This window comes from Mycobacterium sp. NGS40, from assembly GCF_059812735.1.
Map to the genome: position 1 here is coordinate 355,172 of NZ_JCALDG010000003.1, position 25,968 is coordinate 381,139.

24 protein-coding genes are annotated in these 25,968 nt (G+C 67.7%); 18 read left to right on the top strand and 6 right to left on the bottom strand.

Features of this window, described 5'->3' with window-relative positions; all coding sequences use genetic code 11:
- The first annotated feature begins 42 nt into the window (after positions 1-42).
- The 7 genes from AC5Y5O_RS07390 (at position 43) to AC5Y5O_RS07420 (ending at position 8,728) form a co-directional block, all read left to right on the top strand.
- Complete coding sequence (locus tag AC5Y5O_RS07390; RefSeq protein WP_500024410.1) at positions 43-1,083, top strand: hypothetical protein; 1,041 nt, start codon at positions 43-45, stop codon at positions 1,081-1,083.
- Positions 1,080-2,621, top strand: coding sequence for a hypothetical protein (locus AC5Y5O_RS07395; RefSeq protein WP_096290808.1), 1,542 nt, complete (start codon positions 1,080-1,082; stop codon positions 2,619-2,621). Before AC5Y5O_RS07390 ends, AC5Y5O_RS07395 begins: the two co-directional genes overlap by 4 nt.
- A gap of 167 nt (positions 2,622-2,788) precedes the next feature.
- A complete protein-coding gene (locus AC5Y5O_RS07400; protein WP_096283897.1) occupies positions 2,789-4,618 on the top strand; it encodes a phosphoenolpyruvate carboxykinase (GTP) in 1,830 nt (609 codons plus the stop codon).
- 139 nt (positions 4,619-4,757) lie between these two features.
- The gene (locus AC5Y5O_RS07405; RefSeq protein ID WP_423790842.1) at positions 4,758-5,057 is read left to right on the top strand and encodes a hypothetical protein; all 300 of its coding nucleotides are present in this window, start codon (positions 4,758-4,760) and stop codon (positions 5,055-5,057) included.
- Positions 5,058-5,116: 59 nt separating this feature from the next.
- Entirely contained in the window at positions 5,117-6,190 is a 1,074-nt protein-coding gene (locus tag AC5Y5O_RS07410; RefSeq protein ID WP_500024413.1) for an alpha/beta fold hydrolase, read from the top strand.
- Positions 6,191-6,238: 48 nt separating this feature from the next.
- Positions 6,239-7,756, top strand: a complete 1,518-nt coding sequence (fadD4, locus tag AC5Y5O_RS07415; protein WP_096283901.1) for a fatty-acid--CoA ligase FadD4 — start codon at positions 6,239-6,241, stop codon at positions 7,754-7,756.
- Between the two features lie 3 nt (positions 7,757-7,759).
- On the top strand, positions 7,760-8,728 hold the full coding sequence (locus AC5Y5O_RS07420; RefSeq protein WP_096283903.1) for an enoyl-CoA hydratase/isomerase family protein: 969 nt from the start codon (positions 7,760-7,762) through the stop codon (positions 8,726-8,728).
- On the opposite strand, the gene AC5Y5O_RS07425 is transcribed toward AC5Y5O_RS07420, so the two are convergent.
- On the bottom strand, positions 8,722-9,180 hold the full coding sequence (locus tag AC5Y5O_RS07425) for a CD225/dispanin family protein (protein ID WP_096283904.1): 459 nt from the start codon (positions 9,178-9,180) through the stop codon (positions 8,722-8,724). The genes AC5Y5O_RS07420 and AC5Y5O_RS07425 overlap by 7 nt on opposite strands.
- Positions 9,181-9,291: 111 nt before the next feature.
- Complete coding sequence (locus tag AC5Y5O_RS07430; protein WP_096283906.1) at positions 9,292-10,497, bottom strand: acyl-CoA dehydrogenase family protein; 1,206 nt, start codon at positions 10,495-10,497, stop codon at positions 9,292-9,294.
- Between the two features lie 8 nt (positions 10,498-10,505).
- Here AC5Y5O_RS07430 and AC5Y5O_RS07435 point away from each other — a divergent pair, with 8 nt between their 5' ends.
- The 3 genes from AC5Y5O_RS07435 to AC5Y5O_RS07445 are packed head-to-tail and all read left to right on the top strand — an operon-like array spanning position 10,506 to position 14,025.
- Positions 10,506-11,510, top strand: coding sequence for a MaoC family dehydratase (locus AC5Y5O_RS07435; RefSeq protein WP_096283908.1), 1,005 nt, complete (start codon positions 10,506-10,508; stop codon positions 11,508-11,510).
- Positions 11,511-11,521: 11 nt separating this feature from the next.
- Positions 11,522-12,718, top strand: a complete 1,197-nt coding sequence (locus tag AC5Y5O_RS07440; RefSeq protein ID WP_096283910.1) for a CoA transferase — start codon at positions 11,522-11,524, stop codon at positions 12,716-12,718.
- Complete coding sequence (locus tag AC5Y5O_RS07445; protein WP_096283912.1) at positions 12,712-14,025, top strand: amidohydrolase family protein; 1,314 nt, start codon at positions 12,712-12,714, stop codon at positions 14,023-14,025. The genes AC5Y5O_RS07440 and AC5Y5O_RS07445 overlap by 7 nt, the downstream gene beginning before the upstream one ends.
- Here AC5Y5O_RS07445 and AC5Y5O_RS07450 read toward each other — a convergent pair.
- On the bottom strand, positions 14,022-14,924 hold the full coding sequence (locus AC5Y5O_RS07450; RefSeq protein ID WP_096283914.1) for an alpha/beta hydrolase: 903 nt from the start codon (positions 14,922-14,924) through the stop codon (positions 14,022-14,024). The genes AC5Y5O_RS07445 and AC5Y5O_RS07450 overlap by 4 nt on opposite strands.
- A gap of 326 nt (positions 14,925-15,250) precedes the next feature.
- Between AC5Y5O_RS07450 and AC5Y5O_RS07455 the strand changes: the two genes are divergently transcribed.
- The 8 genes from AC5Y5O_RS07455 to AC5Y5O_RS07490 all read left to right on the top strand — a co-directional run bounded on the left by AC5Y5O_RS07455 (position 15,251) and on the right by AC5Y5O_RS07490 (position 23,268).
- On the top strand, positions 15,251-15,907 hold the full coding sequence (locus AC5Y5O_RS07455; protein WP_096290810.1) for a methyltransferase domain-containing protein: 657 nt from the start codon (positions 15,251-15,253) through the stop codon (positions 15,905-15,907).
- Positions 15,904-17,148 (top strand): molybdopterin-dependent oxidoreductase, encoded by a 1,245-nt coding sequence (locus tag AC5Y5O_RS07460; protein ID WP_096283916.1) that lies wholly within the window; start codon positions 15,904-15,906, stop codon positions 17,146-17,148. Before AC5Y5O_RS07455 ends, AC5Y5O_RS07460 begins: the two co-directional genes overlap by 4 nt.
- A gap of 1 nt (position 17,149) precedes the next feature.
- Complete coding sequence (locus AC5Y5O_RS07465) at positions 17,150-17,668, top strand: hypothetical protein (protein WP_096283918.1); 519 nt, start codon at positions 17,150-17,152, stop codon at positions 17,666-17,668.
- A 112-nt stretch (positions 17,669-17,780) separates the two neighbouring features.
- Positions 17,781-18,986 carry an alpha/beta hydrolase gene (locus tag AC5Y5O_RS07470; protein ID WP_096283920.1) on the top strand — a complete coding sequence of 402 codons (1,206 nt, stop codon included), beginning with the start codon at positions 17,781-17,783 and terminating at the stop codon, positions 18,984-18,986.
- Between the two features lie 44 nt (positions 18,987-19,030).
- Positions 19,031-20,440 carry a WS/DGAT/MGAT family O-acyltransferase gene (locus AC5Y5O_RS07475; RefSeq protein WP_096283922.1) on the top strand — a complete coding sequence of 470 codons (1,410 nt, stop codon included), beginning with the start codon at positions 19,031-19,033 and terminating at the stop codon, positions 20,438-20,440.
- A 126-nt stretch (positions 20,441-20,566) separates the two neighbouring features.
- Positions 20,567-21,346 (top strand): crotonase/enoyl-CoA hydratase family protein, encoded by a 780-nt coding sequence (locus AC5Y5O_RS07480; protein WP_096283924.1) that lies wholly within the window; start codon positions 20,567-20,569, stop codon positions 21,344-21,346.
- An 81-nt stretch (positions 21,347-21,427) separates the two neighbouring features.
- Positions 21,428-22,954 (top strand): class I adenylate-forming enzyme family protein, encoded by a 1,527-nt coding sequence (locus tag AC5Y5O_RS07485; protein WP_096283926.1) that lies wholly within the window; start codon positions 21,428-21,430, stop codon positions 22,952-22,954.
- A gap of 17 nt (positions 22,955-22,971) precedes the next feature.
- Entirely contained in the window at positions 22,972-23,268 is a 297-nt protein-coding gene (locus AC5Y5O_RS07490) for a hypothetical protein (RefSeq protein ID WP_096283928.1), read from the top strand.
- On the opposite strand, the gene AC5Y5O_RS07495 is transcribed toward AC5Y5O_RS07490, so the two are convergent.
- The 3 genes from AC5Y5O_RS07495 to AC5Y5O_RS07505 form a co-directional block, all read right to left on the bottom strand.
- Positions 23,265-23,843 (bottom strand): TetR/AcrR family transcriptional regulator, encoded by a 579-nt coding sequence (locus AC5Y5O_RS07495; RefSeq protein WP_096290811.1) that lies wholly within the window; start codon positions 23,841-23,843, stop codon positions 23,265-23,267. The genes AC5Y5O_RS07490 and AC5Y5O_RS07495 overlap by 4 nt on opposite strands.
- An 86-nt stretch (positions 23,844-23,929) precedes the next feature.
- Entirely contained in the window at positions 23,930-24,061 is a 132-nt protein-coding gene (locus tag AC5Y5O_RS07500) for a hypothetical protein (protein ID WP_279304274.1), read from the bottom strand.
- 433 nt (positions 24,062-24,494) lie between these two features.
- Positions 24,495-25,964, bottom strand: coding sequence for an aldehyde dehydrogenase (locus AC5Y5O_RS07505; protein ID WP_500024420.1), 1,470 nt, complete (start codon positions 25,962-25,964; stop codon positions 24,495-24,497).
- Between the last annotated feature and the right edge of the window lie 4 nt (positions 25,965-25,968).

A 25,968-nucleotide genomic window follows, 5' to 3' on the forward strand; every position in this document is an offset into this window, starting at 1 on the left:
GCCGCAGTGGGGCGCGGGCCGATCGGATCGAGCAGGCAGGAAATGAAGGTACGGGGAGGCCTAGTTTTCACCGACGAGCTGGCACGGTTTGCTGCCGAGTGTGACGACGCGCGCGTGAGCGCGATCGCCGAGAAAGTCGCGGCGCCGCTGCGGGTGGCGGTACACGGGCGCGCCGGAGTCGGGCGCGGCACCGTGGCACGCGCGTTGGGTCATGCAGCGGCGGCGCCGGGAATCATGGTGACCCCGGCCGAAGGCGCGGCCGACGTGGTTGTCCAGGTCATCGCTGAAGTGGTCAAACCCGAAGACGCCGAGGCGATCGCCGCCGCCGGCCGCCCGGTGCTGACCGTGCTCAACAAGGCCGACCTGCTCGGCTCGCTGTCGGGCCGCGGCGGTCCAGGTCCGCTGGTGCGGGCACAACACCAAAGCGCGCGTCTCGCCGAGGTCGTCGGCGGCCCGGTCGAACCGATGATCGCTTTGCTGGCGGTCTCCGCGTTCGACGGATTGGACGCCACCTCGTGGACTGCGTTGCGGACGCTGGGCGCCCACCCCGCCGGACTGGACGGCTCGTTCGAGGAATTCGCCGCGGCAGATAACCCCGTTCCGGCCGACGCGCGGCTGCGGCTGCTGGACAGCCTGGACCTGTTCGGCACCGCGCTGGGCGTCGCCGCGGTGCGTCGCGGCGGCACGCCGGCACAGGTCCGGGCCCTGCTGCGGCGGGTCAGCGGCGTCGACGCGGTGATCGCCCGGTTGTCGGCCCTCGGCGCCGAGGTGCGCTACCGGCGGGTGCTGGATGCCGCCGCGGAGCTGGAGGCCCTGGCTGTCGGCCACGTGAACGGGGACCGGATCAGCGAATTCCTGTCCGGTGACGACACCGTGCTGGCGCGGATGGCCGCCGCCGTCGACGTGGCCGAAGCGGCCGGGCTGGATGTCGACGGCGACGACGACGCGGCCGGACACCTGCCCCGCGCGCAGCGCTGGCAGCGTTACAGCCGCGGATCGGCGAGTGAATTGCACCGCAGCTGCGGTGCGGATATCGCCCGCGGATCGCTGCGGCTGTGGTCGCGGAGCCGGGGGGCGGCATGAGCGGCGCTGTGTCCGGCGATCCGGCTGCCCAGGTCGACGAACTCGTGGCGGCGATCGGGCCGCGGCTGGAGTCGCCCGTGGTCAGCCGCCGCGACGTCGTCCTGGTGACCGGCCCGTGGATGGCCGGCGTGACGGGGGTGGCCACCGCGCTGAGCGAGCGGCTGCCCGCGCACAAGTTCGTCGAGTCGACGGATCTGCAGCCCGGCGAGGCGCCGACGGCGGTGGTGTTCGTCGTCTCCGCGGCCGCCGAACTCACCGCGTCGGACTGCGCGCTGCTCGACGCCGCTTGCGAGCACACCGACGTCGTCGTCGCGGTGGTCTCGAAGATCGACGTGCACCGCGCCTGGCGCGAGGTACTGAGCGCCAACCGCGACAAGCTCGCCGCACATGCGCCGCGCTACGCCCAGGTGCCGTGGGTCGGTGCGGCCGCCGCGCCCGAGCTGGGCGAGCCGCAGCTGGACGAATTGGTCGACACCGTCGCGGAGCAACTCGACGCAACTGATGTCGGGCGCCGAAATCGATTGCGAGCCTGGGAATCCCGACTTCAAACGGTCGCGCGGCGGTTCGATCGCGACGCCGACGGCGCCGGACGGCGGGCCCGGGTCGACGCGCTGCGCGAGGAGCGCAGCACCGCGTTGCGGGAGCGTCGGCAAGCGAAATCCGAGCGCACCATCCGGATGCGCGGCCAGACCCAGCAGGCGCGCGTCCAGCTGTCGCACTTCGCGCTGAACCGATGCTCGTCGGTGCGCAGCGAGCTGCAATCCGACGCCGCGCATCTGCCCCGGCGCGACATGGCCGGATTCGAGGCGCACGCGCGGGGCCGGGCCGCAGAGGTGGTCAGCGAGGTGAACGAGGGCACCACCACCCAGCTCGACGACGTCGCGCGCGAGCTGGATCTGCCGATGGAGTTACCGCCGATCGAGCAGCTGCCCACCGTCGACGTCGCCCCGCCCCCGCTGAAATCCCGGCGGCAGGAGACCTGGCTGATGCTGCTGCTCGGCGTCGGGTTCGGGGTGGGCGTCGCGTTGACGCTGTCGCGGCTGGTCGCTGGTGTCGCCCGTCGACTGAATCCGGCGCTGGAAGTCGCCGGCGCGGTGGTGTGCGTGGTGGTCGGCGTGGCGGTCACCGCGCTCGTGGTCAAACTGCGCGCCCTGCTGCGCGACCGCGCGCTGCTGGACCGCTGGACGGCAGATCTGACGTCGGCGCTGAAATCCGTCGTTGAGGAGCTGGTCGCCACCCGCGTGCTGGCCGCCGAGTCGCTGCTGAGCACCGGGCTGGTCGCGCACGACGAGGCCGAGAACACCCAGGTGTCCGAACAGGTCAGCGTGATCGACACCGAGCTGCGCGAGCACGCCATCGCCACGGCGCGGGCCACCGCCGCCCGGGACCGGGAGATGCCGACGGTTCAGGCCGCGCTGGACGCCGTGCGTGCAGAACTCGGAGAACCGGGTATTCCCCGCGACGATGATTCCGCCGGAGACGCCGGCGGGGCAGAGAACGTCAAAACGGCTTGGAGGAGCGCGGATGAAGAAGAATAGACGCTTCTGAATCGTTGTTGTGAGAAGGCTTATACCCGCCCGGGCCTTCCCCAGCAAGGGGATCGCGATAACCTGTAGCTAACGCCACCATGTCAATATCTGTGTGGGCGACTGCATACGCAATCACAATATGCCCGCGCGTACGGAGATGAATTCAGGAGAGTTCGATGACCTCAGCGACCATTCCCGGTCTAGACAACGCACCCACGAATCATCGGGGGCTGCTGGCGTGGGTAGAGGAGGTCGCCGAGCTCACCCAGCCCGACCGGGTTGTGTTCGCTGACGGCTCCGACGAGGAGTTCAACCGGCTGGCCACGCAACTCGTCGAGGCGGGCACCCTGAAGAAGCTGAACGAGGAGAAGCGGCCCAACTCCTACCTGGCGCTGTCGGACCCGTCCGACGTGGCGCGGGTGGAGTCGCGGACCTTCATCTGCTCCGAGCGCGAGATCGACGCGGGCCCGACCAACAACTGGATGGACCCCGCCGAGATGCGGTCCACGATGAACGACCTGTACCGCGGCTGCATGCGCGGTCGCACCATGTGGGTGGTGCCGTTCTGCATGGGCCCGCTGGGTGCCGACGACCCCAAGCTGGGCGTGGAGATCACCGACTCCGAGTACGTCGTCATCTCGATGAAGGTGATGACCCGGATGGGCAAGGCGGCGCTGGAGAAGATCGGCGACGACGGCTTCTTCGTCAAGGCGATGCACTCGGTGGGCGCCCCGCTGGAGCCGGGCCAAAAAGACGTGCCGTGGCCGTGCAACGACACCAAGTACATCACCCACTTCCCCGAGACCCGCGAAATCATGAGCTACGGCTCGGGCTACGGCGGTAACGCGCTGCTGGGTAAGAAGTGCTACTCGCTGCGGATCGCTTCGGCGATGGCGCACGACGAGGGCTGGCTGGCCGAGCACATGCTGATCCTCAAGCTGATCTCCCCGGAGAACAAGGCGTACTACTTCGCCGCCGCTTTCCCGTCGGCGTGCGGCAAGACCAACCTCGCGATGCTGCAGCCGACCATTCCGGGCTGGCGCGCCGAGACCCTCGGTGACGACATCGCCTGGATGCGGTTCGGCAAGGACGGCCGCCTGTACGCCGTGAACCCGGAGTTCGGCTTCTTCGGTGTCGCGCCGGGCACTAACTGGAAGTCCAACCCGAACGCGATGCGCACCATGGAGGCCGGCAACACCGTCTTCACCAACGTCGCGCTGACCGACGACCACGACGTGTGGTGGGAAGGCCTGGAAGGCGAGCCGGACCACCTGATCGACTGGAAGGGCAACGACTGGATCTTGCGCGAGACGGACACCAAAGCGGCGCACCCCAATTCGCGGTACTGCACCCCGATGTCGCAGTGCCCGATCCTGGCGCCGGAGTGGGACGACCCGCAGGGTGTGCCGATTTCCGGCATCCTGTTCGGTGCGCGCCGCAAGACGACGGTGCCGCTGGTGACGCAGGCCCGCGACTGGCAGCACGGCGTTTTCATGGGCGCCACGATGGGCAGCGAGCAGACCGCCGCCGCCGAGGGCAAGGTCGGCACCGTGCGCCGCGACCCGATGGCCATGCTCCCGTTCTTGGGTTACCACGTCGGTGACTACTTCCAGCACTGGATCGACCTGGGCAAGAACTCCGACGAGTCCAAGCTGCCAAAGGTGTTCTTCGTCAACTGGTTCCGTCGCGACTCCGACGGCGGCTTCCTATGGCCCGGTTTCGGCGAGAACAGCCGGGTGCTCAAGTGGATCGTCGACCGCATCGAGCACCAGGCCGGCGGCCAGGACACCGCGATCGGCATCGTGCCGAGCGCGGACGACCTGGACCTGGACGGGCTCGAGATCGAGGGCGGCGACGTGGCCAAGGCGCTGGCGGTCAACGCGGCCGAGTGGCGCGAGGAACTGCCCCTGATCGAGGAGTGGTTCGAGTTCGTCGGCGACAAGCTGCCCACCGGCGTCCGCGACGAGTTCGAGGCGCTCAAGCAGCGGCTCGCCGAGGCCGAGTAACACCGCGGGCAACGTTGAATCGGGCTGGCGCGCAAGACGCGTCAGCCCGAATTCATTCCCCGGGTTCTCGGCAAACGGGTGTTTGGAACCGCACGCTGCGGTGTATAGATAGCTAACACCCGAACCCGGAAGGCCGACGATGAAGTCTGTGAAGTCCAAGACAACCCCCGCGCTCACGATTGTGATTGCAGCGGCGGGAATCCTGTTCAGCGGATGCTCGGCGTCGCAAGTGATCAACACCGGCGGCGACACCAAGTGCAAGGACTTCACCACACAGGACGAGAAGAAGCAGAACGACGAGGTCAGCAAAATGCTGAAGGACAAGAGCGGCCAGGATCCGGCCAATCTGGAGATTTCCGCGACGCGACTGTCCGCACAGACCTGGTGCCAAACGTTGGGCAAGCCGGACTCCAAGATCTCCGAGGCGCCGCACGGCTGACGCGCTAGTCCTACCAGCGCAACTTGCACGGCGGCGGCGCCGGTGAAGATCATCGAAGCGTGATCGTCGACCGCCGCCATGCACTCGTCGCGGCGGGGCTGCTGGTTTCCGCCTGTCGCGGCACGCCCGCAGGGCCACGTGACGCCGAGCCGCCGATACCGTGGCCCTCGGGTGACGCCCTCGGTATCGGCTTGGAGGGCTATCCCTATCCCCATCCGGTGCACTATCTCGACGTCACGCACGTCGCCCAAGCGGCATGGATCGATCGCCAGGCTCCGGAGTGGGAACGGCGGGCGCGGCTGGCGTACATGGACATTGCGCCCGAGCGCGCGCAGCCCCGGGGCACGGTCCTGCTGGTCCACGGGAAGAACTTCTTCGGCGCCTACTGGACGGACGTCATCGCGGCGCTGCGTCGCGAGGGCTACCGGATCATCGTTCCCGACCTGGTCGGCTGGGGTAAGTCCACCAAGCCCTCGACGTTGACCGCGGAATCGCTGGTGACACACCTGCGTTCGCTGCTCGACGCCCTCACCGTGAATTCCGTTGCCGTCGTGGGTCATTCGACGGGCGGGCTGGTGGCCATGCAGATGGCCCGGGCACTGCCCGAGCGGGTGGCCGCGCTGGTGCTGGAGAACCCGATGGGACTCGAAGACTACCGGCACAACCTGATCCGCCAGGTGGGCCACGACGACTGGGCAGCCGACGAACGGTCCTCGACCGCCGATCAGATCCGGCAGTACATCGCGCACTATTTCGTGAACAAAGATCCTCGACTCATCGATCCGTTCGTCGCGGTGCGGACGGCGAGCGGGCGCTCACCGGAGTTCGAGCGCTGGGTGCAGAGTTCGGCGGCGGCCACCGACATGCTGCTCAATGAGCCCGCAGTGGATTTCGTCGCGTCGTTGTCCGCCCGCACGCTGTTCGTCTGCGGCCGGTCCGACCGCACCTATGTCGGCGCGAAGTACACCGCGCCCAACGAGCAATCCGCCAAAGGGAATATCGCCGCACTGGCCCAGGCCGTCGCGGCCAGGATGCCCGCCGCCCGTTTCGTCGGGGTCCCCGACACCGGCCATGTGCCGCATCTGGAAACACCGGCCGCGTTCATGTCGGCCGTGCTGGACTTTCTGCACTGAGACCGGCCACTTGACACCCGTCAAATTTGGCGGCGGTACAGTCTTCGCATGCAGATCCGCCCCTATCTCGGCGCCGACAAGCCGGCGATCATCCTGTACCCATCGGGAACGGTCGTCACCTTCGATGAACTGGAAGCACGGGCCAACCGGCTGGCGCACCGGTTCCGTCAGGCGGGTCTGCGCGAGGGCGACAGCGTCGCGATTCTGATGGAGAACAATCAGCACATCCACGCGGCCATGTGGGCGGCCCGGCGCAGCGGTCTGTACTACGTGCCGATCAACACCCACCTGACCGCGGCCGAGGCGGCCTACATCATCGACAACAGCAACGCCAAGGCGATCGTCGGTTCGGCGGCGTTGCGCGACACCCTCGCCGGCCTGGCCGAACATTTGCCGAACGGTCTACCCGAACTGCTGCTGATCGCCGACGGTGAATTGCCGGGCTGGGAACGCTACCCGGAATGCGTTGCGAATCAACCGGATACCCCGATCGACGACGAGATCGAGGGCGATCTGTTGCAGTACTCCTCGGGCACCACCGGCCGGCCCAAGGGGATCAAACGCGAATTGCCGCATGTGCCACCGGAAGACGCGCCGGGCATGATGTCGGCTCTGGTCGACTTCTGGATGGACAGCGACACGGTGTATCTGAGTCCTGCCCCGCTGTATCACACCGCGCCGTCGGTGTGGTCGATGACGGTGCAGGGCGCCGGTCTGACTACGGTGGTGATGGAGAAATTCGACGCCGAGGGGACGCTGGACGCAATCCAGCGGCACCGGATCACCCACGGCCAGTTCGTGCCGGCCATGTTCGTCCGGATGCTGAAATTGCCTCAGGCCGTTCGTGATTCATACGACCTGTCCAGCCTGAAACGGGTGATGCACGCCGCGGCGCCGTGCCCGGTACAGATCAAGAAGCAGATGATCGAGTGGTGGGGACCGATCGTCGACGAGTATTACGCGTCGTCGGAAGCGCACGGGTCGACGCTGATCTTCGCCGAGGACTGGCTGACACATCCGGGTTCGGTCGGCAAACCCATGGGCGGTGCCGTGCACATTCTCGATGAGAACGGCAACGAGCTACCGCCCGGCGAGGCCGGCGAGATCTACTTCGAAGGCGGGGTTTCGTTTGAATACCTCAACGACCCAACGAAAACCGCCTCATCCCGAGACAAGCACGGGTGGACCACCGTCGGCGACATCGGCTACCTCGACGAAGAGGGCTATCTGTACCTGACCGACCGGCGCCACCACATGATCATCTCCGGCGGTGTCAACATCTATCCGCAGGAAGCCGAGAATCTTCTGGTCACCCACCCGAAGGTGCTGGACGCCGCGGTGTTCGGGGTGCCCGACGACGAGATGGGTCAGCGGGTGGTGGCGGCGGTGCAGACCGTCGAGCAGGCCGATGCCACCGAGGAGTTCGGCGACGAACTGATGACGTGGCTGCGAGACCAGCTGTCGCACTTCAAATGCCCGCGCTCGATCGCGTTCGAGACTCAGCTGCCCCGCACCGACACCGGCAAGCTCTACAAGAATGCGTTGATCGAGAAGTATTCGGTGTGACCGATGTTCCGGGTAGTCGACGCGTCGAGTGCGCCGGAGGCGGCCTTGCCCTCGCCGCCCGGGGTGGTCGTCGGCGTCGCATCGGCCGCTGAGATCGCACGAAACGAATCCTGGCTGGACACAGCAACTTTCACGCTCACCGAGGACACCTGCGCCGACCGGCGGGTGATCACCGTCGATTCTGTGCCCGAGACGCTCGCCGAGCTGCGCAAGCGGTGTGAGCACTGGCCGCAGGCCAGCAGTGTCTGCGACGACGTGTTGCGGGCGATGACGCCCGATGTCCCGACGCTGGCCGCGGTGGTGACCGAATCGCTGGCCTACTCGACCCTGCAGGCCGGCCCGGAGTTCGCGCGCTGGCTCGCCGAACGCGGCCCGGCCCGGATGCCCGAGATTCCCGACCCGGTGCAGGCCGAGCGCGACGGCGACACGCTGCTGGTCAGGTTCAATCGCCCACATCGCCACAACGCGTTTTCCACCGACGCACGCGCGGCACTGCTGGAGGCACTGACCGTCGCGCAGCTCGACCCGTCGGTCACCGGGATCGTGTTGAGCGGCAACGGTCCCTCGTTTTGCAGCGGCGGGGATCTCGCCGAATTCGGCACCTTCGCCGATCCCGCGAGCGCGCACCTGGCCCGCACCCGTCACAGCCCGGCGCTGGCGCTCGACGCGCTGACCGCCAAGCTCGGCAGGTCCTGCCGAGCGCAGCTGCACGGCCGGGTGCTGGGCAGCGGCTTGGAGATGGCCGCATTCTGTGGATGGGTTGAGGCGCAGCAGGATTCGCTCTTCGCGCTGCCGGAATTAAGCCTCGGATTGATCCCTGGTGCCGGCGGAACCGTCAGCATCACCCGCCGCATCGGCCGCTGGCGAACGGCTTATCTGGTGCTGTCCGGCCGGACCGTCGGTGTCGACACGGCGCTGCGCTGGGGGCTGATCGATGCGACTTACGTTGGCGCGCAACCGATTGGTCAGTAGCCCCCGAAGGTGGTGCTGGTCGTCGACGGGATGCTCGACACGGCGACCACGGCGATGACGATGTAGAGGATTGCGATGATCGCATAGGTCACGCCACCGGCGATGGCGCCGATGATCGCCCACTTCTTGGCGTTGCTCGACGCTTCCTGCGCCTCGGCGACCCGGCCCTGCGCCCAGAGTCCGGAGACCTTGTTGGAGTAGACAAGCGAGATGATCCCGAACGGCAGGCAGCACAACACCGTGCACAGAATCGCCCAGACGAGGTAGTTATCCGGTTCCTGCTGGCCCGGCCAGGCGCCCGGCTGTTGGGCCGGCCAACCCGGTTGTGGTGGCTGCTGCCAGCCCGGTTGCTGCGGTTGACCCTGCCACTCCGGTTGCCCCTGCCACTCGGGTTGCTGGGGTTGGCCCTGCCACTCGGGGGAGCCTTCGTACGGCCCTGGGGGATAACTCATGGCAACCGACTTTCTTTCGGTCCAACAGGTTTACTCCCGCGCCGGTTTGCTGGTGCGCAAGTCAGGCAAATATAGCGCACAAGCGGAGGTCAAGCGCCGATTCGGCCCCGCTCAGATACCGCCCCGGGCCACCAGCTGGCCGGCAATCACATTGCGCTGGATCTCGTTCGTGCCCTCCCCGACGATCATCAAGGGCGCGTCGCGAAAGTAGCGTTCGACGTCGTACTCGGTGGAGTAGCCGTAGCCGCCGTGGATGCGTACCGCGTTGAGCGCGATCTCCATCGCGATCTCCGAGGCGAACAGTTTTGCCATCCCGGCTTCCATGTCGCAACGTTCGCCGCTGTCGTAACGCTGCGCGGCGTAGCGGGTGAGCTGGCGGGCGGCGGTGAGTTTGGTGGCCATGTCGGCCAGGTAGTTGCCGACGGCCTGGTGCTTCCAGATCGGCTGGCCGAAGCTCTCCCGCTGCTGGGCATAGGCCAACGCATCCTCGAGTGCCGCGGTCGCCACGCCCAGCGCGCGGGACGCCACCTGGATGCGCCCCGTCTCGAGGCCCTTCATCATTTGCGAAAAGCCTTCGCCCATAACATCTCCCAGGACGGCAGAAGTGGGAGCCGGGTAGTTGTCGAAGGACAGCTCGCACGACTCGACGCCCTTGTAGCCGAGCTTGGGTAGATCCCTGGAAATCGTCAGACCCCGACCCTGCTCCACAAGCACGATCGAGATGCCCTTGTGCCGTGGTGTGGCGTGCGGGTCGGTCTTGCACAGCAGCGCGATCAGCCCGGAATGACGCGCGTTGCTGATCCAGGTTTTGGCGCCGTTGATCAGCAGGCCGCCCGAGCCGTCGGGCAGCGCGGTGGTTGACATGTTCTGCAGGTCGGAGCCGCCGCCGGGCTCGGTCAGTGCCATCGTGGCCCGCACCTCGCCGGTGGCCATCCGCGGCAGGTAGGTCCGCTTCTGCTCCTCGGTGCCGAACAACACCAGCAGTTTGGCGACCACGGTGTGCCCGCCCATCGCGCCGGCCAGGCTCATCCAGCCGCGGGCCAGCTCCTGGGTGACCCGCACATACCCCGGCATCGATACCGGCGAACCGCCGTATTCCTCGGGGATGGCCAGGCCGTAGATGCCGATGCGCTTCATCTGCTCGATCCACGCCTCGGGGTAGGCGTTGGCGTGTTCGACCTCGCGGACAGTCGGTTTGACCTCCCGGTCGATGAAGGCCCGCACCGTGGCGACCAGCATGTCTTCTTCGTCGTCCAACTCCGACCCTTCCCCGTGCCACCTCCGGCATTGCGCTTCGATTCGACAGCCTGCCAGCATGAGGCGTTGTGACGGGTAACGGGTATGCGGGAATCCGGCAAGGCGGGCCGTACTTCGACGATCTGTCCAGAGGCCAGGTCTTCGACTGGGCACCGGTGGCGACACTTTCGGCGGGGATGGCCGCCGCGCATCAGGCGATCCTCGGGGACCGGCTGCGGCTGGCCCTGGACGCCGACCTTTGTGCCGCGGTGACGGGCGCGCCCGGACCGCTGGCGCACCCCGGACTGGTCTGCGATGTCGCGATCGGGCAGAGCACGCTGGTCACCCAGCGGGTCAAAGCCAACCTGTTCTACCGCGGGCTGACCTTCCACCGATTCCCGGTCATCGGCGATTCCCTCTATACCCGCACCGAAGTCGTTGGGCTGCGGGCGAACTCGGCCAAGCCCGGCCGGGCTCCGACTGGTCTTGCCGCGCTGCGAATGACGACGATCGACCAGGCCGATCAGCTGGTGCTCGATTTCTACCGCTGCGCGATGTTGCCCGCGAGCCCGGACTTCGATCCCGATAACGCGCCCGCCGACGATCTGTCCACGATCGGTGCCGATGCGGCACCGCCCGCTGTTGCGCCGACGGCGCACTGGAACGGCGAGGCTTTCCGAAAGCGGGTGCCCGGACCGCATTTCGACACCGCACTGGCGGGTGCGGTGCGCCGCAGCACCGGCGACGTCGTCAGCAGTGCGCCCGAGCTGGCCCGGCTCACCCTGAACATCGCTGCAGCACACCATGATTGGAGATCCGGTGGGCGCCGGCTGGTGTATGGCGGACACACCATCGGGCTGGCGTTCGCGCAGGCCAACAGGCTGCTGCCCAACCTGGGCACGGTGCTGGGCTGGGAGTCGTGCGATCACACCGGGCCGGTCTACGAGGGCGACACCCTGTACAGCGAACTGCGTGTCGAGTCGGCCGACGCCGGCGTGCTGCGACTGCGATCGCTGGTCTACGCGGTCGGTGACGGGGCCGAACAGCCCGACCGGCCGGTGCTGGACTGGCGACTGCGGGCGCTGCAATTCTAACCCGGAGCACAATGGTCCAGGTGAGCAACGCGGCGTCCCGGTGGGGGAGCAGCGGGCTGGCCTGCCTGACCGGCCTGCCCGGCGGACCGCCGGACTTCTCCCGCGCCGAGGTGCTGGCCCGCGCCGAGCAGGTCGCGACGGCGGTCGGCACCCATCTGGGCATCACCGTCGGTGCGGCCACCCTGCTGGCCGGCCGGGCCGGATTGCTCGGATTGCGGCGCGGCGGCCGGATTTCGGCCGGCGGTGCCACCCGGCTGCTCGCAGCGCATGACGGTTGGTGCGCGCTGACGCTGTCGCGTCCCGACGACATCGCCGCTGTCCCCGCACTGTTGGAAGCCGACGAGGTGCCCGCCGATCCCTGGCCGATGCTGCAGCGCTGGGCCGCAACGCGTCTCGCCTCGGCGATCACCGAACGGGCCGGCCTGCTCGACTTGCCGGCGGCCATCCTGGGCGAGGCCGCCGCCATGTCGGCGCGAGTAGCGCGAATGGGCAGCGTGGGCGCCGCGCGAGACGTCGAGGGCCTGCTGGTGGCCGACCTGTCCTCGATGTGGGCCGGTCCGCTGTGCGGGCAGCTGCTGGCCCGCGCGGGAGCCATCGTCGTCAAAGTCGAAAGCCCACGACGACCGGACGGCACCCGGGCAGGCAATCGCGCATTCTTCGACTGGATGAACGGCGAAAAGCTGGCCTATTGCCTAGACTTCGACAGCCAGGCCGACGAGCTGCGCGAGCTGCTCGCGGTCGCCGACATCGTGATCGAGGGCTCGCGACCCGCGGCACTGGACCGGCGCCGTTTGGGCCCCGACCATATTGCGCCGCGAGCCGGCCGAATCTGGTTGCGTATCAGCGGGTATGACCAGCACCCCGGCCGGCCGGCGTTCGGCGACGATGCCGCGGTGGCCGGTGGCCTGGTCGGCGCCGCCGCGGACGGCCCGGTGTTCTGCGGGGACGCCATCGCCGATCCGCTCACCGGGCTGGAAGCCGCCCGGGCCGTGGCCGAATCGCTGGTCCGCGGTGGCGGCGAATTGATTCAGCTGTCGATGGCCGGGATCGCCGCGGGCTATGCCGCCCTGCCCCGCGCGGTGTCGGTGGCCGACTGCCCGGCGCCCCCGCCGCAGCCGCCGCAGTCGCACCGCCGCGCCGCCGAACTGGGCGCGGACAACGAGGGCGTCCGCCAGCTGGTCAGCGAAAGACGTTTGCTGTCATGCTGATTCAGCGAGCTACCCTGCTGGACGGCACGGTGACCGACATCCGGGTCGGAGCGCAGATCGAGGAGATGGGCGACGGCCTCACATCCAGAAGTGGCGAGACCGTGCTCGACGCGCACGGCGCGACCGTGCTGCCCGGCCTGCACGACCACCACGTGCATCTGCGCTCGGCCGCCGCGGCGATGAATTCGGTGATACTCGGACCGCCTCGAGTCCACACCAAAGATCAACTGGCACATGAACTTTCGGCGGCCACGCCGAATGCCGACGGATGGATCCGGGCGATCGGCTACCACGAATCCGTCGCCGGTGAGCTGGATCGGTCCGCGCTCGACGCCATCGTGGCAGACAGTCCGGTCCGCGTCCAGCACCGCAGCGGCGCCTTGTGGATCCTCAATTCCGGGGCACTGCGACTGCTCGGAATGGCCGACCACCCCGACGGGCGGTTGCGCGCCAGCGACCGTTGGTCCGAGGTGCTGCAGCGTCAAACCAGCGACCTCACCGAACTGAGTAGGCGCCTCACCGCCGTCGGAGTCACCGGAGTCACCGACGCCACACCGGATCTGGGCGCGGACGACATGGTGTCGCTGTTGGTGGCGCACCGGCACGGAGAGTTCGCACCGCGGCTGTCTTTCTTGGCTCCGGGTAAGAAGATCCTGCACGACGACCGTCTCGACCTGGACTCGCTGACCGAATGGATCGCCGACCGCCACGCCGGCGGACAGCCGGTTGCCGTGCACTGCGTGACCGCGGCTCAGTTAGTGGTCACCATCGCGGCATTGCGTGCCGCCGGCAGCCATCCGCGGGATCGCATCGAGCACGCCGCGGTCGTCGACGACGACAACCTCGCCGACCTCGCGGACCTTTCCCGGTCCGAGGGGCTCACCGTGGTGACCCAGCCCAACTTCGTCGCCGAACGCGGTGACCAGTACCTCGCCGAGATTCCCGCCGCCGAGCACGCCGCACTGTGGCGGGTCGCATCGCTGCGGAAAGCGAAGGTGCGCTTGGCATTATCGACCGACATGCCGTTCGGTCGCGGCGACCCGTGGGCGGCGATGCGGGCTGCGGTACACCGCACCACACCCGGCGGCGCGGTGCTGGGCGTCGACGAATGTGTCTCGGCGACAGCCGCTTTGACGATGTTTCTGGGTGCTGCCGATCAACCGGGCCGACCCAGGGTCGTCGACGTCGGAGCGCCGGCCGACCTGTGCGTGCTGGCCGCGCCGCCCGCCACGGTGCTGGCCGAGCTGGACGCCGGTCTGGTGGCCGCGACGATCATCGGCGGCGTTACCGCCCATCCCGCGCACTAGGGCGCCGCGGCCAGCGCCTCGCGCAGCACGTCGCACTGGCTGTCGAAGAAGCGCTGCGACACTTGCACTTTCGGTGCCACCAAGTCGAATCCGTGGAAGGCGCCGGGGATGGTCTCCACCACGCACGGCACTCCGGCGGCCCGCAGGCGCTCGGCGTAGACGAGGTCTTCGTCGTGGAACAGGTCGTGCGTCCCGACGCCGATCCAGGCCGGTGCCAACCCGGCGAGGTCGTCGCGGCGGGCGGGCACGGCGACCCGCGGATCGGTGTCGCCCAGATACGCCGACCAGCCGAACTGATTGCTGCGGGTGTTCCACAGGCGGTAGGCCGGGTTCTCGGCCGTCAGCGAGCTGCGGTCGTCGAGCATCGGGTAGGCCAGCAGCTGAAAGAAGGGTGCGACCTCGCCGCGGTCGCGGGCCAGCAACGCCAGCGCCGCCGCCAGACCGCCACCGGCGCTGGCGCCGCCGATCGCCACTCGCGTCCTGTCCACCGCGGGCAGCCCGGCCAGCCAGGTCAGTGCCGCATAGCAGTCCTCGAGCGGCGTGGGATACGGATGTTCGGGGGCCAGTCGGTACTTCACCGCCGCGACGGTGATGCCCAGCCTGGTGCTGAACCCGTGGCACACCCGGTCGTCTTGTTGCGGGCTGCCCATCACATATCCGCCGCCGTGTATCCACAGCAGCGCCGGTGCCGGATCGGTGACGCCGGGCGGCCGAAACAGGCGGATGCCGACTCCGGAACCGAGGGTGATCACTTCGGCATGGCGGGACGCAGCGGGATTGCGGCGCTCGCGCAGCTTGGTCAACACCCGGATGGTGGACAGGCTGCGGGGACTGACGATTTGTCGCGGCGCGATGCGCGCGATCCGGCGTAGATCAGGGTGAACGTCGCTGTTCGGCACCGGTCCAGTATGCGTACCCGGCCGAAATCAGATAGCGCGCGGCATCGCGGTTCGGCTGGAACGGCGCGCGCGACGCCATGTAAGTCAACGCTTGATTCCGGACCCGTCCACGCTCGCCTCGGCGCCGAATCACTTCGGTGGACCGTTTCGACCGGACGGTAGACCGACCCCTCTTCGGCCTGGTTAGCTGACGAGGGATTGCTATCGATCCGGATGATCCAAACGCTGGCGTAGCCCGTGTAAGTGGGGTGCGGGTTCGGTTGCAACACCCTCCAGTGGCCCGGAATTCCGGGTCGCCCTGGTCGGACGCGATGCGAAAGGCGGACATGCTGGGGCAACTCTACGATCGGGCGCTCGGCGGTGAGCGGTGCTGGATTCGTCATGACGACGGCGAGGTTCGGGTGCTGCCGGCGCATCGCTGGCTGGGCGCACGGTGCTCCCCGAACGGAGGTTTGGTCGATGCCCTCGACGAGGACTTCGACGAAGCCGTCACCCAGATGTGCAGCGGGCCGACAATCGAGCTCGGCTGCGGGCCGGGAAGGTTGGTGGCGCGGCTGTTCGAGCGAGGGATACCCGCACTCGGCATCGACCGGTCCGCGACCGCGATCCGGCTGGCCGGGCGCGGCGGCGCGCCGGCCCTCCTGGGCGACGTGTTCGAGCCGCTGCCCGGCATGGGCCGCTGGCAGACGGTGTTGCTGGTCGACGGCAATGTCGGCCTGGGCGGGGACCCGCGGCGGATCCTGGCGCGCGCGGCCGAGCTGCTGCGCCGAGGTGGTCGCTGCGTGGCCGAGTTCGAGGCCGACGCGATCGGCATCCGGGAGCGCTGGGTGCGGCTGGAGTCGGCCTGCGACGTGGGTCCCTGGTTCCGCTGGGCATCCGTCGGGGTGGATAGCGCCGCTGCCCTGGCGAGCCAGGTCGGACTGACGCTGACCGGCGTTCGGCTGATCAGCGGTCGGGTGGTTGCGAGCCTGGCCGCGCCGTGAACGGCTTGGGTGCCAGGCTGCTGATCCGTTTTCGCAGCCCGCTGCGCGGCCCGTGGCTGACGTCGGTGTTCGGGCTGGTGCTGTTGGTGGCACTGCCGATCATCACGCTCACCGGGCTGCTGTCCTACATCGCCTACGCACCGCAATTCGGCCAGGCCATCCCGGCCGATGTCGGCTGGCTGCGACTGCCGTTGTTCGTCTGGCCCACCCGCCCGTCGTGGTTGTACCGGCTGACGCAGGGCCTGCACGTGGGTCTCGGCCTGGTGATCATCCCGGTGGTGCTGGCCAAGCTGTGGTCGGTGATCCCGCGGCTGTTCGTCTGGCCGCCCGCCCGCTCGGTCGCTGCGTTCCTGGAGCGGGTGTCGCTGCTGATGCTGGTCGGCGGGATCCTGTTCGAAATCGTCACCGGCGTGCTGAACATCCAGTACGACTACATCTTCGGCTTCAGCTTCTACGACGCGCACTACTTCGGCGCGTGGGTCTTCATCACCGGGTTCCTGATGCATATCGCGATCAAGCTGCCGCGCATGGTCACCGGATTGCGGTCGATGCCGCTGCGCGACGTGTTGCGCACCGGCCGCGCCGACACCCGTCCGGAGCCGCCCGATGCCGACGGCTTGGTGGCCACCGACCCGGCCGAACCGACGGTGAGCAGGCGTGGCGCCCTTGCGTTGGTCGGCGGCGGCGTCGTGCTGATCGCGGCCCTCACCGTTGGCCAGACTCTCGGCGGGGCCTCTCGCGGCGCCGCCCTGCTGCTGCCACGTGGGCGGGGCCGGGGTGATTTCCCGGTGAACAAGACCGCGGTCGCCGCCGGCATCAGCCGCGAAAGTGTCGGCGAGAGCTGGTCATTGGTGCTGCGCGGCGGGCCCACGCCGATCGCGTTGAACCGCGCCGCACTGGCCGGCATGCCGCAGACCACCGCGCGTCTGCCGATCGCGTGCGTCGAAGGTTGGTCGACCGTACAGACCTGGAGCGGCGTCCGGCTGGCCGAGCTGGCCCGCATCGCGGGCGTACCCGCGCCACGCTCGGCGCGGGTGATATCCCTGCAGCGAGGCGGTGCGTTCGGGCAGGCGACGTTGCAAGCCAACCAGATTGGCGACCCCGAGGCGCTGCTGGCGCTGCGGGTCAACGGCGCCGACTTGTCGCTGGACCACGGCTATCCGGCCCGGATCATCGTGCCCGCGCTGCCGGGTGTGCACAACACCAAGTGGGTGGCCGCGATCGAATTCCAGGGCGGTTGAGATGCCAAGAATCGCACCACGTTTCGCCACGATCTACGGATCGCATCCGCTGCACCTGCTGACGATGCTGTCCGGCTTCGCGCTGCTGGGCTACATCCTGGTCGTCTTCAAACCGGCGACACTGTGGAACTCCGGCACCTGGTGGCAGTCGATCGCGGTCTGGTTCGCCGCCGCCGTGGTCGTTCACGATCTGCTGTTCTTCCCGCTCTACGCGTTGGCCGACCGGGCGCTGTGGGCACCCCGGCAGCCGGCCCACACCCACCCGAAAGTGCTCGCCCGCAACTACATTCGAGTGCCGGCGATGGGAGCGGGGCTGACGCTGTTGATCTTCTTGCCCGGGATCATCGAGCAGGGCGGACCCACCTATGAGGCGGCGACCGGACAAACTCAACAGCCCTTCCTGGGCCGGTGGCTGCTGCTCACCGCGGCGATGTTCGGGATGAGCGCTATCTGCTACCTGATCCGGATCGTCGCGGCGCGCGGGCGCCCCGCGCCCAGCGAAGGCAAAACCTCAGTCTAGGGCGGTAGATCCGGCGATTTAGCAAACATTTAACACGGCGATTTCGCAGCAACTGCAGGACTTCTACGCAAACGTCAGTTTGCTCCGACGGGGTGGGGGTACAGTCCCCTACATGACGGCGAGGGTCCCGAGCATGACACCGTGTCTCAAATGGTTGCTGCGGGCCCGTCCCGCCGACTATGCGCTGGCACTAAGCGTTGCCGGTGCTTCGCTGCCGGTGGTGGGTAAGCACCTGGAACCACTGGGCGGTGTGACCGCGATGGGCGTGTGGGGAGCGCGGCATGCGCCAGAGGCTTTCTCTGCACTGAAGAAGGACTGGCTGACGCCGGGGATCAACGACGTGCGCCGCCGGGACCGCGAGAGCACACACGAGGTGTCCGTCGCGGCGCTGCGTGGCATCGTGTCGGCCGCGGACCTCGAACTCGACTGGCCGGTGGTCGCCAAGAAGCCGCCGATCTGGGAAGCGTTGGGGCAGCGCCGTTACCTGTACCGCCGGGCGGTCCACTACGGCGACCACCCCGCACAGGTGCTGGACGTGTGGCGGCGCAAGGATCTGCCGCCCCAGCCCGCCCCCGTGCTGATCTTCGTCCCGGGCGGCGCCTGGGTGCACGGCCGGGCGATGATGCAGGGCACCGCCCTGATGTCGCGACTGGCCGAGCAGGGCTGGGTGTGCCTGGCGATCGACTACCGTGTCGCGCCCTATAACCGCTGGCCGCGACACATCACCGACGTCAAGACCGCGATCGCGTGGGCGCGCGCCAACGTCGACAAGTTCGGCGGTGACCGCGATTTCGTTGCGGTGGCGGGTTGTTCGGCCGGCGGGCACCTGTCCGCGCTGGCCGGACTCACGCCCGACGACCCGGGCTTCGCGCACCGACTGCCGGAGGGCGCGGACAGCTCGGTCGACGCGGTCGTCGGCATCTACGGCCGCTACGACTGGGAGGACCGCTCCACCCCCGAGCGAGACCGGTTTGTCGAGTTCCTGGAGCGGGTGGTCGTCAAGAAGTCCATCGCCCGTCATCCCGAGCTGTACCGCGACGCGTCGCCGATCGCGCGGGTGCACCGGAATGCTCCGCCGTTCTTGGTGATTCACGGCAGCAAGGACAGCGTCATTCCCGTCGAGCAGGCGCGCAGCTTCGTCGAGCGGCTACGGGCGGCCTCGCATTCGATGGTCGGCTACCTGGAGTTGCCCGGGGCCGGACATGGCTTCGACATGATCGACGGCGAGCGCGCCGGCGTGGCGGCCCATGCCACTTCGCTGTTCCTCAACCAGATCTACCGCACCAAGGTGCAGATCAGGTCAAAAGAGGTCATCTAGCTCAGTCGCTGAGTAAGGTCCCAGCTTGAGGGGAAGGGGCACTGATGAAACGGCTCAGCGGCTGGGACTCGGTACTGCTGTACAGCGAGACCCCGAACGTGCACATGCACACGATCAAGGTCGCCGTCGTCGAAATCGACCCCGATCGCCGCGACTTCGACGTCAACTCGTTTCGCCAGGTCATCGGGGCCAGGCTGAACAAGCTCGAGCCTTTCACCTATCAGCTCGTCGACATCCCGTGGAAGTTCCATCATCCGATGTGGCGCGAGCATTGCGAGGTCGACCTCGACTATCACATCCGCCCGATGCAATTGCCCGAGCCGGGCGGTCGCCGCGAGCTGGACGAAGCGATCGGGCGCATCGCCAGCACCCCGCTGAACCGTGACCGTCCGCTGTGGGAGATGTACTTCATCGAGGGCCTGGCCGACAACCGGGTCGCGGTGGTCGGCAAGATCCACCACGCGCTCGCCGACGGTGTCGCGTCGGCCAATCTGCTGGCCCGCGGCATGGACCTACTGCCCACCCCGGAAAGCGGCCCGCAGCTCACCGACCCCGCGCCGTCGAAGTCGCAATTGGTGCGCTCGGCGTTCTTCGATCACCTCCGTCAGGCCCGCAAGCTGCCGGCGACCTTCCGCTATACCGCGCAGGGGATCAATCGGGTCCGGCGCAGCTCGCGCAAACTCTCGCCGGAGCTGACCATGCCGTTCACGCCACCGCCCACCTTCCTCAACCACCGGATCACTCCGGAACGCCGTTTCGCGACGGCCACCCTGGCGCTCGCCGACATCAAGGAGACGGGCAAGAAGTGCGGCGGGACCATCAACGATGTGGTGCTGGCCATCTCCACCGGGGCGCTGCGCACCTTGCTGTTGCGGTACGACGGCACGGCCGAACCGCTGCTGGCTTCCGTCCCGGCGAGTTTCGACTTCTCACCCGAACGGATATCGGGCAACTATTTCACCGGGCTGATGATCGCGCTGCCGGCCGACCTCGATGATCCGCTGGAGCGGCTGCAGGCCTGCCACGACAACGCCGTCTCCGCCAAGGAGGCGTTCCACCTGGTCGGCCCCGAGTTGATCAGCCGGTGGTCGAACTACATGCCGCCGCTGGCCACCGAGTCGTTCTTCCGCTGGGCGTCCAGCCGTGACGGCCAGAACAAGGTGCTGAACCTGCCGATCTCGAACGTGCCCGGCCCACGCGAGCACGGGCGGGTCGGCGGCGCACAGGTCACCGAGATCTACTCGGTCGGGCCGTTGACCGCGGGCAGCGGACTCAACATCACCGTGTGGAGTTACGTCGACCAGCTCAACATCTCCGTGCTGTCCGACGGCGCCACCGTCAAGGACCCGCACGAGGTGACCGAGGCGATGGTCGCCGACTTCATCGAATTGCGCAGGGCTGCAGGACTTTCCGAAGAGCTGACGCCGGTCGAGGCCGCGATGGCGCCGGCCTGACCGGTCCGGCCGTCACCACGACCCCGAAATTCGGTAACGAGACTCTCTCCTGGTGCCAATGGCATTTCCGTCGGCGGCTACCATCAGTCGGTAACAGCCACCGATCGAAGGAGATGGGCAGCTACCGTGAGCACCGACGAATCCCACGAGCCCGAGGTCCTGACCGAACAACGCGGCCGAATCCTGATCATCACGATCAACCGGCCCAAGGCCAAGAACGCGGTGAACTCCGCGGTGGCCAATGGCCTGGCGACGGCCGTCGATCGGCTCGACGCGGAGCCCGGCCTGTCGGTGGGCATCCTCACCGGGGCGGGCGGCTCGTTCTGCGCGGGCATGGATCTCAAGGCGTTTGCCCGGGGCGAGCTGCCGATCGTCGAGGGCCGCGGCATGGGATTCACCGAGCGACCGCCGGTCAAGCCGCTGATCGCGGCCGTGGAGGGCTACGCGCTGGCCGGCGGCACCGAGCTGGCATTGGCCACCGACCTGATCGTGGCGTCCAAGGATGCGGCCTTCGGTATCCCGGAGGTCAAGCGCGGCCTGGTCGCCGGGGGCGGCGGGTTGCTGCGGCTGCCGCAGCGCATCCCGTCGGCCATCGCGATGGAGCTGGCGTTGACCGGCGAGAACCTCTCCGCGGAGCGCGCCGCCGCGCTGGGCATGGTGAACGTGCTGGCCGAGCCCGGGAAGGCGCTGGACGCCGCGATCGATCTGGCCGAACGGATCGCCGCCAATGGGCCGCTCGCGGTGGCCGCGACCAAGCGGATCATGGTCGAGTCGCGCGGCTGGAGTCCGGACACCATGTTCGCCGAGCAGAACAAGCTGTTGGCTCCGGTCTTTTCGTCCAACGACGCGAAAGAGGGCGCGATCGCATTCGCCGAGAAGCGAGCTCCCCAGTGGACCGGCACCTGAGAATCGATACACTATGTTTATAGAGTCGTCTGCTGGGCCGCTGTCCGGGCGCAAAAGGGTTGGGATTCAGAGGGATCGAGTATGAGCATTTCGCTGCTTCTCGAGATGGCTGCGTCGAGCAACCCCGATCGCACCGCCGTCGTCTCGGGGGAAACCCGGCTGACGACGCAGGAACTCAGCGATCTGGCCGACGGCGGCTCCGCGGTGATCGCGGAATCGGGTGCTCAGCACGTGGCCTATGTGGGCGTCGGCGGTGCGATGCTGCCGGTGCTGGCCTTCGCCGCGGCCCGCGCCGGGCTGCCCTTCACCCCGCTCAACTACCGGCTGTCCGCCGAGGGCATCCAGGCGCTGATCGAGCGGCTGCCCGAACCCCTGGTCATCGTCGACGGCCGCTATAAGGACATGCTCGGCGATTCGTCCAAGCGGGTGATGGATTCCGATGACTTCCTCACCGCCGCGCGCCGCGCCGAGGCCGCCGCCGAAGGTCTGGCGTTTCCCGACCCGGAATCGGTCGCGATCGTGCTGTTCACCTCCGGCACCACGTCGCAGCCCAAGGCGGTCGAGCTCTCGCACAACAACCTGACCAGTTATGTCACCGGAACCGTCGAATTCGACTCGGCCGCAGCACAAGACGCGGCACTGATCTGCGTGCCGCCGTATCACATCGCCGGCGTCGGGGCCGCGCTGTCGAATCTCTATGCCGGTCGCAAAATGGTCTACCTGCCCAACTTCGACGCAGGAGAATGGGTGCGGCTGATCGGCGCCGAACACGTGACCACCGCGACGCTGGTGCCCACCATGCTGGACCGCGTCGTCACCGTGCTCGAGACGGGCGACGAGACTTCCCGCGACCTGACATCGCTGCGCAACCTGGCCTACGGCGGCTCGAAGGTCGGTCTGCCCCTGGTGCGCCGGGCGCTCGAACTGCTGCCGGAGGTGGGCTTCGTCAATGCCTACGGCCTGACCGAGACGAGCTCGACGATCGCGGTGCTGACGCCCGCCGACCACCGCGCGGCGCAGTCCGCCTCGGAAGCGGCCGCGATCAGGCGGCTGGGTTCGGTGGGACGGCCGGTGCCCGGCATCGAGATCGAGATCCGCGACGACGAGGGCAACGTACTGCCGGCCGGTGAGACCGGCGAGCTCTTCGTGCGCGGCGAGCAGGTGTCCGGGCGCTACACCGGGATTGGCTCGGTGCTCGACGAAAACGGTTGGTTCCCAACCAAAGACATCGCGATGCTGGATGAAGAAGGCTACCTGTTCATCGGCGGACGCAGTGACGACACCATCATCCGCGGCGGCGAGAACATCGCGCCCGCCGAGCTGGAAGAGGTGCTCGTCGAGCATCCGCACGTGCGCGACGTCGCCGTCGTCGGCGTCGAAGACCCGCAGTGGGGACAGGCGATCGTCGCCGTGGTGGTCCCGCGGCCCGGCGTCGACCCCGATCCCGAGGAGTTGCGGGACCATGTCCGAAAGGCTTTGCGCGGATCGCGAACTCCCGACCGCGTCGTGTTTCGCGACGAGCTGCCGACCACACCCACGGGCAAGGTCCTGAGGCGGGAAATCATCGGAGACCTAGAAGGGTTGCAGGCCGCACCGGCCGAGCAGTAAGTAGAGGACGAAAAATCATGATCAAGAACGGAACCCGCCTCACCAGTCAGGTGTGCGACACCCAGGTGATCGTCGTGAGGAGCTCCGACAGTCTCGACGATCTGCGCTGCGGCGGGGTGCCGATGGTGCCGATCGGTGGCGAGCGCTCGGGCGAACTCGACCCGGCTTTCTCCGAGGGCACCGTTATGGGCAAGCGCTACGTCGACGAGGCCGGCGCCGAGGTGCTGGTCACCAAGCCGGGCGCGGGTAGCCTGAGCATCGGTCAGACCGCGCTGGCGCTCAAAGAGGTCAAGCCGCTACCGGCGAGCGACTAGCCGTCCTGCTTGCCGGGCATCCCGTTGCGGGTAACGAATTCCCTTGCCTTGATCAGGAATTCGAGTTGCTCGCCGACCTGGCTGAGCGGGAGAACCGAGCGGGTCGAGCGGGCCAGCACGATCGCGCCTTCGAGCGCTGAGATCGAGGTCACCGCCAGCGAGGCGGCGTCGTCGTCGTTGAAGCCGTCTTTGGCGAACGCCCGGGTCAATGCCGTGCACCACCGGCCCAGGATCATGCCGGCTTCGCCGGTCAGGTCCTGATCGTTTTCGTCCGAGCTGATCGCGGCCGCGACCACCGGACAGCCGGCGAGGAAGTCGCCGTCGGTCAGCAGCCGCTCCCAGAGTTCGATGAACTCCCGCAGCAGTGTGCGGGCGCCGTGGTCGGCGGCCGCGTCGATGGTGGCGGTGATGGCATCCCCCGAATACCGCAGGGCCTCGCTGAGGATCTGATTTCGGCCCTCGGGGAAGTGGTAGTACACCGAGCCGCGTGGGGCGCCGCTGCGGGCCAGCACGGCGTCGATCGTGACGCCGGCCGCCCCGCGTTCCCGCATCACCTCGGCGGCGCTGACGAGCATCTTGGTGCGGGTGCCGCCGCGCTTCGTCGACGAAGGTTCGACGACGTCACTCGTGGTCGGCACTCTCGTACCTCCTGGGGCTGACGTCATGCAGCGTGCGAATGCCGCGATACCGGCCAGTGCATGTTACGCGGGCTGAAGCGGAAAGACGGGCGTTTCAGGTCGGGCACCTCGCGGGTGAAGTGATAGCCGGCGACGTTGAGTTCGATGATCCACATGGTTTTCTCCCGGCCTGAGGGTGCTGTCATGCGCCGGGGCCGGCGGCTCATGATTATGCTGAGAATCATATAAGACATTGGTCTACTAAGCAAGTTGTTAGTGGTACTAAACTCGCAGACCACCGGAAATGTGTGACGTAGGTCATTTACTCGCGGTGAGCATAAGCTGAGTAAACCGTAAGGATTATGCTTTATGGCATAATTTTGGGTCCTGGCGTCCACTGTGGCATGGCACACATGCACAACAAGAGGGCCAGTCAGATCCTTCCCGATCGCGGCATGTGACCCCGAATCGCGACGGACTGTTTTGCTGATCGGGTCGGCGCTGAGCGTGAAACTAAACGTGACGCGCGCGGTACCCCCACGCGAGCGTCACGCCAGCGTGGCTATGGAGGCCGAACGTCACGCCAGCGTGATGCTCGGCGACAAGGCGTTAGCCCTCGACGGTGTAGCCCATCGGCATCAGCACACTCTTCTGCTGCGTGAAGTGTTCGACACCTTCCGGCCCGTTCTCGCGGCCGATACCGGAGTTCTTGTAGCCGCCGAACGGGCAGCACGGATCGAAGGCGTACCAGTTGATGGCGTACGTCCCGGTGCGGATTTTCTCCGAGATCGCGATGCCCTTGGGGATGTCGGACGTCCACACGCTGCCGGCCAGGCCGTAGGCCGAGTCGTTGGCGATCTTGATCGCATCCTCTTCGGTGTTGAACGGGATGATGCTCAGCACTGGACCGAAGATCTCTTCCTGGGCGATCGTCATCTTGTTGTCGACGTCGGCGAACACCGTGGGCTGGACGAAGAAGCCGTTGTCCAGGCCCTCGGGACGGCCACCGCCACACACCAGCCGGGCGCCCTCTTCGATGCCCTTGGCGATGTAGCCCTCAACGCGAGCGCGTTGCTTCTCCGAGATCAGCGACCCGATCTGGGCGGCCGGGTCCGACGGCGGGCCAACCGGCAGCGCCTGCACGAATTGGCTTACCGCTTCCACGATTTCGTCGTAACGCGAGCGGGGCGCCAGGATGCGGGTCTGGCCGACGCAGGCCTGCCCGGTGTTCATGATCCCGGAGAACACCAGCATCGGGATTGCCGAGGCCAGATCGACGTCCTCGAGCAGGATCGCCGCGGACTTACCGCCGAGCTCGAGCGTGCACGGCTTGAGCATCTCGGCGGCGCGCCGGCCGATCTCCTTGCCGACGCCCGAGCTGCCGGTGAAGGTGAACAGGTCGACGTCCGGGTTCGACGTCAGCGCCTGGCCGGTCTCGATACCGCCGGGCACCACCGACAGCACGCCCTCGGGCAGTCCGGCCTCGGCGAAGATCTCCGCCAAAGCATTTGTGGTGAGCGGGGTTTCGGCGGCCGGCTTGAGCACCACGGTGCAGCCGGCGAGCAGTGCCGGGCCCAGCTTGTTGACGGCCAGGAACAGCGGCACGTTCCAGGCCACGATCGCGCCCACCACGCCGATCGGCTCGCGGTGCACGATGGTCTGCCCGTAGGAGCCGTTGCGGATCTCCCGCCACTTCACCTGATCGACCGCTGGGCCGGCGAAGAAGTTCATCGCGCCCATCGAGCCCATCCAGTGCATGGTTTCGATGGTGGTCGGTGGCTGTCCGGTCTCACCGGCGAGCAGCGCGCTCAGCAGCTCTTTACGCTCTTCCATCAGCTTGACCACGTTGGCGATGACGGCCGCGCGTTCCTTCGGCGGCGTGGTGGGCCAGGGGCCGTTGTCGAACGCGGCGCGGGCCGCGGCGACCGCGGCGTCGACGTCTGCCGCCGCTGCCAGTGGCGTCTTGCCGAAGTATTCGCCGGTGGCCGGACAGTGCACCTCGATCACCTCAGAGGTCGACGGCTCCGTCCACTTGCCGCCGATGAAAAGCTTGTCGTATTCGGTCTTGATGTCGGTCATATTC